The sequence below is a fragment of the Dietzia sp. B19 genome (assembly GCF_014145155.1).
Taxonomy (GTDB): domain Bacteria; phylum Actinomycetota; class Actinomycetes; order Mycobacteriales; family Mycobacteriaceae; genus Dietzia; species Dietzia natronolimnaea.
Genome location: NZ_JAALED010000350.1, coordinates 1 through 9,183, shown reverse-complemented (window position 1 = coordinate 9,183; position 9,183 = coordinate 1). Strand labels below are relative to the sequence as shown.

Genomic DNA, 9,183 nt, shown 5'->3' with positions numbered 1-9,183 from the left:
TCCTCCAGCCACTGCAGGGCGGTGTCGACGCCGCTGCCGAGCTTCTCGCGCATCTCCGGTACCCCGGTCGCGAGCTGGGTGGTGACCACCGCCAGGGCTCCCACGACCAGCCCCAGGACCCCGAGGACGACGACGAGCGCCGCCAGCGCCCGCGGGACCGGCCGGGGCACGCGGTCCACCAGCGGCCGGAGCATGGCGGCGAGCAACACCGCGATGGCGAGCGGCGCCAGGATCACCGACAATCGGCCGATGGCCTGGCCGAGGATCCACCCGCCCCCGGCGATCAGGAGCAGGCAGGCCGCCCAGGCCGCCGCCAGGACCACCGGATACGGGAGATGGGATCGGGGGATCGCGGCCGTGCCGGCGTCCTCACCGTGGGTCGTCATGGGAACACCCTAGGCGCGCTGACCTCAGACGACGTCGACTTCGCGCAGCATGAGGACACGCCGCCGGGAACGGGACCCGCACGCCGCGGGACCGGGTGGCCGAGCGCCGGAGCGTACTCCTGCTCCGACCCCTTTGCGACTGGTTGCGAAGTCCGCGCCGAGTGGGAGAGTCGGCACGACCCGTGAACTCACACGCAACCCTCGGAGGAGTCACATGTCCGACAAGAAGTCCGCCGCATCCAAGACGGCCGGCGCCGCGGCCAAGAAGGTCGCCGACGCCGCCGGCAGACTCGCCGACGAGGTCATCGGCGGCGGAGACGTCGTGCCCGGCGTCCCGGCGCCAAAGCCCCCGTCACTCGAGGAGCCGACCGACCCCACCGGCCCGCTTCCCCCCAAGCCTGACCAGAAGGGCCCGACGCCGTTCAGCCCCACCGGTGCGGAGTCCTCTGACACCGAGGACGCCGCCCGCCAGCAGGGCGAGTTCCTCACCACCGCGCAGGGGGCGCGGCTCTCTGAGACGGACCACTCCCAGAAGGCCGGCCGCCGCGGCCCGACCCTCCTGCAGGATCACCACCTGCGGGAGAAGATCACCCACTTCGACCACGAGCGGATCCCGGAGCGCGTGGTCCACGCCCGCGGCGCCGGTGCTCACGGTGTCTTCGAGGCCAACGGGGCGGCGGCGAGCGTGTGCCGCGCCGGGTTGTTCGCGGAGGGCAAGCAGACCGAGGTCTTTGTCCGCTTCTCCACCGTCCTCGGGTCGCGCGGGTCTGCCGACAGCGTCCGCGATACCCGCGGGTTCGCCACCAAGTTCTACTCCGAGGAGGGGACCTGGGACCTGGTCGGCAACAACATCCCCGTGTTCTTCATCCAGGACGCCATCAAGTTCCCGGACGTCATCCACGCGGGCAAGCCGCACCCGGACCGCGAGATCCCGCAGGCCCAGAGCGCACACGATACGTTCTGGGACTTCGTCTCACTCCACACCGAGGGTCAGGCGCACGCGATGTGGAACATGTCCGACCGCGGCATCCCCCGCTCCTACCGGATGATGGAGGGCTTCGGCGTCCACACGTTCCGGCTGATCAACGCGGCCGGCGAGACCAACCTGGTCAAGTTCCACTGGAAGCCCCACCTCGGCGTGCACTCGCTGGTGTGGGAGGAGGCCCAGATCGCGGCCGGTATGGATCCGGACCTGCACCGAAGGGACCTGGCCGACGCCATCGAGGCGGGCGCGTTCCCCAAATGGGACCTGGGCATCCAGGTGTTCCCGGACACGGTGGATGAGAACGGTGTCAGCGAGATGTTCCACGGCATTGATCTGCTCGACCCCACCAAGATCGTCCCGGAGGAGCTCGCGCCGGTTCAGGTGATCGGCACCATGACGCTCAACGCCAACCCCAAGAACTACTTCGCGGAGACGGAGCAGATCGCGTTCCACCCGGGCCACCTCGTGCCCGGGATCGACGTGACCAACGACCCGCTCCTCCAGGGCCGGCTGTTCTCCTACCTCGACACCCAGATCTCGCGGCTGGGTGGACCGAACTTCGGGCAGCTGCCGATCAACCGCCCGCACGCCCCGGTCAACGACATGCTGCGGGACGGTATGCACCAGACCGCCGACCACGTGGGGGTCGCGCCGTACAAGCCCAACAGCCTCGACGGCGGGTGCCCGTTCCTGGCCGGCGCCGACGACGGTGCCCTGGTCGAGGTGGCGCAGCACATCGCCGACGCGCAGGTGCTCCGGGACGCGTCGGCCACCTTCGACGACCACTACTCGCAGGCGACCCTGTTCTACAACAGCATGACCGAGGTCGAGAAGGAGCACATCGCCGGCGCGTACACCTTCGAGCTGGGCAAGTGCTACGAGGAGAACATCAAGATCCGCCAGGTCGAGCAGCTGGCCCGGATCGACCACGACCTCGCCGTCACCGTCGCCACCGGTCTCGGTCTACCCGCGCCCGCCAAGGTCCCGGTGGCCGAGGTCGTCACCAGCCCCGCTCTGTCCCAGATCGGCCGCGAGTGGCCCTCCGACGGTCGCCTCATCGGGATCCTCGTCACCGAGGCCTCCGACGTCGCCGCGGTCAAGGCGCTGGAGCAGGCTGTATTCGACGACGACATGGTCCCGCTGGTCATCGCCCCGACCGGCGGCCGACTGGGCGAAGGGGAACCGGACGCGACCGTCACCGTGTCCCGGACGTACCAGACCCAGCGCTCGATCGAGTTCGACGCCCTCGTCGTGGTGGACCTCCCCGCCCACCCGAGGACGGACGTGCTGATCAGCGAGATGTTCCGCCACAAGAAGGCGATCGCCTCGCTCGCGCCCGTCGACCAGTTCGTCGACTTCGGGCTCACCGCCGACACCCCCGGTGTCGTGGTGGTGGACGAGGCGGCGGGAGTCCTGCCCGCGCTCAAGCCGCTGCTGGCGACCCACCGTGCGTGGGACCGGCCGGATCCCGCACGGATCTGATCGCGGCACGGATCTGAGTGCGGCACGGATGTGAGGGCGGCACGGATCTGAAGGCGGCACGGATGTGAGGCCGGAGCGGTGCTGATGGCATCGCCGCGCTGATACCCGGGGGTAGCGTCAACGGCATGACGGACAGCGAATCGACCAGCTCGTCCGGGGCCGACGACGCCGCCCCCGGGACACGCCTCGAGGCCAGGCGGGTCATCGCGGCGCCGGCGGACCGGGTGTTCGCCGTGCTCTGCGACCCCGACGGTCACGTGGCCATCGACTCCTCGGGGATGCTCCAGTCGGCCGAGGGCTCGACGGTCACGGCCTCGGGCGACCGGTTCGTCGTGCACATGGATCGGGAATCGCTCGGCGACTACGACCTCGGCCGGTACGACGTGACCGTCATCATCACCCGGTTCCTGCCGGGTGAGGAGATCGCCTGGACCATCGACGGCCAGATCAAGCCGCCGATCGGTCACACCTACGGGTATCGCCTGACGCAGCTCGGCAGCGGGACCGCGGACGGAGGCGGAGGCGGAGGCAGCGCCGGGGACCTCGACGGGCCACTGACGGAGGTCGTGAGCTACTACGACTGGTCCGACGCCCATCCCAAGTGGCGCGATTCCGGCATCCTGCCGGTGCTGGACGCGTCCGCACTCAAAGCGACCCTGGGCATCCTCGAGCGGGCCGTCCGGAGAGGATACGTCCGTGGCTGATCCGACCGTCCCAGGCCAGACTCCGCCGAGTTCTGAATCGCTGGGTTCCGAGCCGCTGAGCTCTGAATCGCTGGGTTCCGAGCCGCCGCGGTCCGCGGAGATCACGTTCTCCCGCGGCCGCCTCCGTTTCCGGGCCATCGACTCCGGCCCGGCCGACGGCGAGGTCGTAGTGCTCCTCCACGGATTCCCGCAGCGCACGAGCAGCTGGGACGCGGTGGCGCCCCTCCTCCACGCGGCCGGGTTCCGCACGCTGGTCCTGGACCAGCGTGGCTACTGCTCCACCGCCCGCCCCAGGGGTCGGCGGGCATATCGACTGTCCGAGTTGGTGGGCGACGTCCTCGCCCTGCTCGACAGCGCGAACCTGCCCGCCGCCCACGTCGTCGGCCACGACTGGGGCGCGGCCGTGGCGTGGGGTGTGGCCGCCGCGCATCCCGACCGGGTCCGGTCGCTCACCGCGGTGTCGGTGCCCCACCTGGCGGCCTTCCGCCGCGCGATGATCGTCTCCGACCAGCTGCTGCGCTCCTGGTACATCGGGTTCTTCCAGTTGCCGCGGGTTCCCGAGCGGGTGCTCACTTCGGACGGAGGCCCGGCGGAACGCGCTCTCGCCACGATGGGCATGACGCCGGAGATGATCGCCCGCTACCGCAGCGAGATGGTCGCCGACGGCGCCGTGCCCGGTGGACTGGGGTGGTACCGCGCGCTGCCCTTCGCCTCACCCGGGAAGGCGACCGCCCGTGTCCGCGTGCCCACGACCTTCGTCTGGAGCGATCACGACCCGGCACTCGGCCGCGGTGGCGCCGAGCGGACCGCCCACTACGTGGACGCCGACTACCGCTTCGTGGAGATGTCCGGTGCGAGCCACTGGATACCCGAGGAACGCCCAGCTGAGCTCGCCGAGGAGATCATCGCCCGCGCGCAGAGTTGAGCCGGCGGCAGAACCAATAGCAGAGAGAGCGCCCGGGGCGCGGGGTCCGGGATCCGGGATCTGGGGTCCGGCCCCCGTCAGAACGGGGGCGGGTCGTCGTCGTGATCGCCGCGCCGCCTGCTGCGCTCGGGGCCATCTTCGGAGCTGGCGCCCGGCGACCTCCCGGGTGGCCGGTTGGGACGCGGGGACACCGGGGCGGTCACGAACCCGCGGGCCCGCGCCAGCGGGCCTGTAGGAGTTGTGGTCAGGACATGTCTGCCGAATCGGATCTTGATCCGCCCGCCGTCGAGGTACTCATAGTGGGCGTCGGAGAAGGTCTTGTACCGGTGATGCCGCCGACACATGCACATCAGGTTCTTCTCGATGGTCAGCCCGCCACTCGAGGGATCGGAGTGGTTGAAGGGGACAATATGATCTATGTCGCAGGATTCCGCCGGCACCGCGCAACCGGGATGCCGACAGGTCCCGTCTCTCATTCGGACCCGTCGCGCCAGGTCTGGAGGAATCCGATGGCGATAGGCGCTCTCACCGCCATCGTGGGTTCCGGGTCGAGTGTCCACGAGCTCGAAGGTCGCGCCCTTCGCGGACTCGAGCAGACGGGTCAGGGTCTCGAGCGCTGCTTCTCCCGTTCTGGCGAACTCCAGTTGAGGCGCTCCGACTCCGTTGGCGATCACGGTCACACGCGGACGCAGTAGCGGCGAGACGTTCACCGGTGCGTGCACGGGGTCGTCCGCTCCATCGGCACCCCGCTGCCCCGCCTCAGCAGCAGCAGCAGCAGGGGCACCATCACCGGCCCCGCTGCCGGCGGCCTCGCCCGTGCGCGCGCCGTTTCCCTCGCCCCGAGCCGCGTCCGAGCCGCGGGCTGAAGCCGGCGTCGGGTCCGCAGATCCTGCGGCGGATGTGCCGCGATACCCGCCGTCGGGGTCCACAACGACATGGTCACCGGTGGCCATCGCCACCAACGCGTCGGCGCGCCGCTGCGCGAGGGTGCGGCGGTCACCCGGCGCCGCTTTTCCCGCGAAGGCGTCGATTCGCTCCGCGAGAACCGCCCCCGCAGCTGCGGGCAGACGGGCTGTCATGGTGCACATCCCGCGGTCTTCTCTGCGAAATCGCACGCCCCGACCGAAGGCGGCGTCACGGCGGCGCTCGGCCTCGCCCTCCGGGTCGATCTTCGCGACGACGTTGTCCGCGTGCCGGGAGATCGTCCTCCGGTTGGGCCGCTCCCCCCTATGGAGTCGCTTGAGATAGTCCTCGACGACAGCGGCCTGTACCTCGTGGCTGAGGGAGGGGTCCACGTCCCTGATCCGGTTACACAGCAGCATCGCGATGCGCTCGCATAACAGCCCCGATTCCATCGCATCCAGAACCGCGGGGGCCCAGGCGTGCACGTCCACGGCCAACCCGACCACGTCACTCGCCCGCGAGTACGTCACACCGGTCGTGGCGACCAGAGACTGGCAGGTGTGATCGATGGGGTCGAGCCTGGACCAGTCAGGCTCCCCCGGGCCCATCTCCTGCAGTCGCGCCTCGAGCTGCCGTTCGTGGTGCTCGACGAGGGCATGGACACCCCGGCATCTCGCGGCGGCCGCGCGATTCTCGGCGAACAGCACCTCTGAGGCGAGGAGTTCGGCGGCCACGCCATCGGCCGCACTGCCACTGCAGATCATCGCTACTCCTCGCCTGAATCGCTCCTGTGTTCGATTATATCGAACACATATGCGGATCAGGTAACGATCCTGCAACGCCTCGGGGGGGTGCGTCCCGAGGTGCCGTGGGTCAGTCCTCCGTCTCCCACGGGGGCGGGATCATGGCGGCGACCGCGGCAGCCGCCAGAGCGACCCCGCACCCGAGCAACAGGCCCACGCGGAAACCGGTCTCGGTGGGCACGAACAACCCCCCGAAGTCCACGGACATCTGCGTGAGGATCACCCCGAGTACCGCCGCGGCCGTGGTGGTGCCGATCGACCGCATGAGGGTGTTGACGCTGTTGGCGGACCCCATCTCGGAGTGCGGCACCGACGACATGATGAGGGCGGGCATGGCACCGTAGGCCAGACCCACGCCGGAGCTGGTGATGACGGCCGCGATCATGACGCCCCACGTCGAGCCCATGAGGAACATGGCGGAGGCGTACCCCGATGCGATGACCAGCGATCCCAGGATGAGCGTGGGCTTGGGACCCCGTGTGGTGATGAGTCGTCCGCTGATCGGGGAGACGGCCATCATGGCCAACCCGCCGGGCGCGATCCACAGCCCCATGGCGACCATCGACTGCCCCAGCCCGTGGCCGGTGGCCACCGGGAGCTGGAGTATCTGGGGGATGACGAGCAGCTGCGCGTACAGACCCATGCCCACGAGGATCGAGGCGATGTTGGTCAACAGGACCGGTCGGCGGGCCGCCACCCTCAGGTCGATGAGCGGGGACGGGTGACGCAGCACCCACCAGCCCCACACGGGAAACGCGACGGCAGCCAGCGCGAACAGCCCGAGGGTCAACGCCGAGAGCCAGCCCCAGTCCGCGCCCTTCGACACCGCCAGCAGGAGCGAGATCAGACCCACCGCGAGTCCCACGGCTCCGATCGGGTCCAGGGTCCCGTCGGGTTTGGCGGCCGGGAGCGACCGGATACGCAGGGCCATCATGACGATGATCCCCACGCCGAGCACCGCCGTACCCCAGAACATCCACTGCCAGGAGCCGTATTGGGCCAGCGCCGCGGCTGCCGGGAGCCCGAGCGCACCACCGACCCCCAACGAGGAGCTCATGAGGGCGATCGCCGGGCCGAGTCGCGCGGCGGGCAGCACCTCGCGCATCGTCGCGATGCCGATAGGGATCACGCCGATCCCCACGCCCTGGAGCGCACGCCCGATGAGCATCGGCCACAGCGAAGTGGACAGTGCGCACAGGACGGACCCGATGACCATCACCGCGGTGACGCCGATCAGGACGTTCTTCTTGGGATAGAGGTCGCCGAGGCGGCCCATCATCGGGCCGGCCACCGCTCCGGCGAGCAGGGTCACCGTGACGACCCACGCGGCGTTGGTCGCCGAGGTGCCGAGGATGGCGGGCAGCATCCCCAGCAGCGGGATCACCAGGGTCTGGGTGAGGGACATGACGATCCCGCCGAAGGCCAGGACGACGATCAGTCCGTTCTGCTCCGCCCGAACAGCGTCCCCGCCGCGCGTCCTGCCGCCCATTGATGTGTCCTCTCGGAAACCCTTCAGTCGGACACTACAGACAGGTGTCGAACGCGTTCGCTGTCGACCCCGGACCCTTGTGGTCCGCCTCACCCGGTGCCAGCATGGGGGTGGTGAACACCACCGGCACGACCCGGCGGGCCATCCGCCGACCCACCGCCACCGTGACCGCGACCCTCGCCGCCACGGCAGTCGCACTGGCCGCCGCCCTCGCGGCCCCGGCCACCGCGAACGCACAGGACTCCTCCGAGGCCCTCACCCAGCTCCTGCTCGCCCCGAACCGTCTGGTCGCCTGGGGCGGATCACCCACCGGTGCGTGCGCCGGTGCCGTGTCCACCTCACTGCGAGGTGACGGCTATCCCGGGACGGCCAGTGTGAGCTGGGCCTTCGCGGTCGTCGGCGTGGGTCCGTGCGCACTGACCGCCACGCTCTCCTGGCGCAACCTGGACACCGGCACGAGCGGGCAGAAGGTCGCGCAGATCCCCCACCCGCGGATCTCCCTCGGGATCCCGGACCCCATCGCGCACCCCTACGACGCGATCATCCCCACCGGATCCGGCCGGGTGGAATACCGGCTCACCACCACCGGGGGTGCCGTGGCGGGACCGGTCGTCGTCGACACCGTCGCCTACACCGGCTGACCCCGCACCGGGTCCCGTCAGCCCAGGAGGCCCTCGTACGCGTGCCGCCAGTCCTCGACCGGCGGGACCAGGATGTTCTCCCCGAGCACCTGCACGAGCACCGTCGAGGCGCCCGCGTCCAGGTGTTCCTGTACCCGCGCCCGGGTGGCCTCGACCCCCCGGGTCACCATGGCCGACTGGAGGCGGTCGCTGCCGCCTCGGACGTAGTCGGACTCGTCGAAACCCTGGCGGGTCCAGGAGTTCCGGTAGTTGGGCAGCCCGGTGTAGATGTTCAGGTGGTCCCGGGCCCGCGACCGCCACAGCTCGTCGTCGTCCTCCACGCCGGCGGCGACCACCGCGGCGTGTTCCACGACCAGGGCCGGTCCGTCCTCCCCGGTTCCGCCGAGGATCTCGCGCGCCCGCGCCGTGTGCTCGGGGAGGGTCAGATAAGGGTGCGCGCCGGCGGTCCGGTCCCGGGACAACTCGAGCATCTTGGGGCCGAGGGCGGCCAGGACCACCGGCGGCATGGTGTCCTCCCCCGCCGCCATGGGCTGGGTCCGGTCGAGCGCGTCGAGGTACTCGCGCATCGCCGACAGCGGGCGCCCGTAGTTGTGCCCGCGGTGCCGTTCGACCAGCGGGGCGTGGGACACGCCCAGGCCCAGGACGAAACGGCCGGGGTGCATGGCCTCGATGGTGCGCGCGGCCGCCCCCGCCGCCGAGGCGTCCCGACCGTAGATGTTGGCGATGCCCGTACCGATGACCATGCGCCGGGTGGCCCCGAGGTAGAGCTGCGCGGCGGTGAACGCCTCGCGCCCGACGGCCTCGCCGAACCACAGCGACCCCCAGCCCTGCTCCTCGAGTTCGCCGAGCAGATCCGGGATCCCGG

Annotated in this window: 7 protein-coding genes and 1 pseudogene; 4 read left to right on the top strand and 4 right to left on the bottom strand. The window is 70.4% G+C overall.

Translation table 11 applies throughout. The features are described from left to right. Nucleotides 1-386: pseudogene (locus G6020_RS17080) on the bottom strand (AI-2E family transporter); the annotation flags it as partial. Between the two features lie 214 nt (nucleotides 387-600). On the opposite strand from G6020_RS17080, the gene G6020_RS10450 reads away from it, so the two are divergent. The 3 genes from G6020_RS10450 (at nucleotide 601) to G6020_RS10440 (ending at nucleotide 4,482) form a co-directional block, all read left to right on the top strand. Next, nucleotides 601-2,853: a catalase gene (locus G6020_RS10450; RefSeq protein WP_182610579.1), complete on the top strand. Its 2,253-nt coding sequence runs from the start codon at nucleotides 601-603 to the stop codon at nucleotides 2,851-2,853. A 125-nt stretch (nucleotides 2,854-2,978) separates the two neighbouring features. Next, complete coding sequence (locus tag G6020_RS10445; RefSeq protein ID WP_182610578.1) at nucleotides 2,979-3,557, top strand: polyketide cyclase; 579 nt, start codon at nucleotides 2,979-2,981, stop codon at nucleotides 3,555-3,557. A 100-nt stretch (nucleotides 3,558-3,657) separates the two neighbouring features. Beyond that, nucleotides 3,658-4,482, top strand: a complete 825-nt coding sequence (locus G6020_RS10440; protein WP_347237775.1) for an alpha/beta fold hydrolase — start codon at nucleotides 3,658-3,660, stop codon at nucleotides 4,480-4,482. A 77-nt stretch (nucleotides 4,483-4,559) separates the two neighbouring features. On the opposite strand, the gene G6020_RS10435 is transcribed toward G6020_RS10440, so the two are convergent. Continuing rightward, nucleotides 4,560-6,149 (bottom strand): HNH endonuclease signature motif containing protein, encoded by a 1,590-nt coding sequence (locus G6020_RS10435; protein ID WP_182610577.1) that lies wholly within the window; start codon nucleotides 6,147-6,149, stop codon nucleotides 4,560-4,562. Nucleotides 6,150-6,258: 109 nt separating this feature from the next. After that, nucleotides 6,259-7,677, bottom strand: a complete 1,419-nt coding sequence (locus G6020_RS10430) for an MFS transporter (RefSeq protein WP_182610576.1) — start codon at nucleotides 7,675-7,677, stop codon at nucleotides 6,259-6,261. Between the two features lie 104 nt (nucleotides 7,678-7,781). On the opposite strand from G6020_RS10430, the gene G6020_RS10425 reads away from it, so the two are divergent. Next, nucleotides 7,782-8,318, top strand: a complete 537-nt coding sequence (locus G6020_RS10425) for a hypothetical protein (protein WP_194306082.1) — start codon at nucleotides 7,782-7,784, stop codon at nucleotides 8,316-8,318. A gap of 17 nt (nucleotides 8,319-8,335) precedes the next feature. On the opposite strand, the gene G6020_RS10420 is transcribed toward G6020_RS10425, so the two are convergent. After that, on the bottom strand, nucleotides 8,336-9,178 hold the full coding sequence (locus tag G6020_RS10420; protein ID WP_347238353.1) for a TIGR03620 family F420-dependent LLM class oxidoreductase: 843 nt from the start codon (nucleotides 9,176-9,178) through the stop codon (nucleotides 8,336-8,338). Nucleotides 9,179-9,183: the final 5 nt, after the last annotated feature.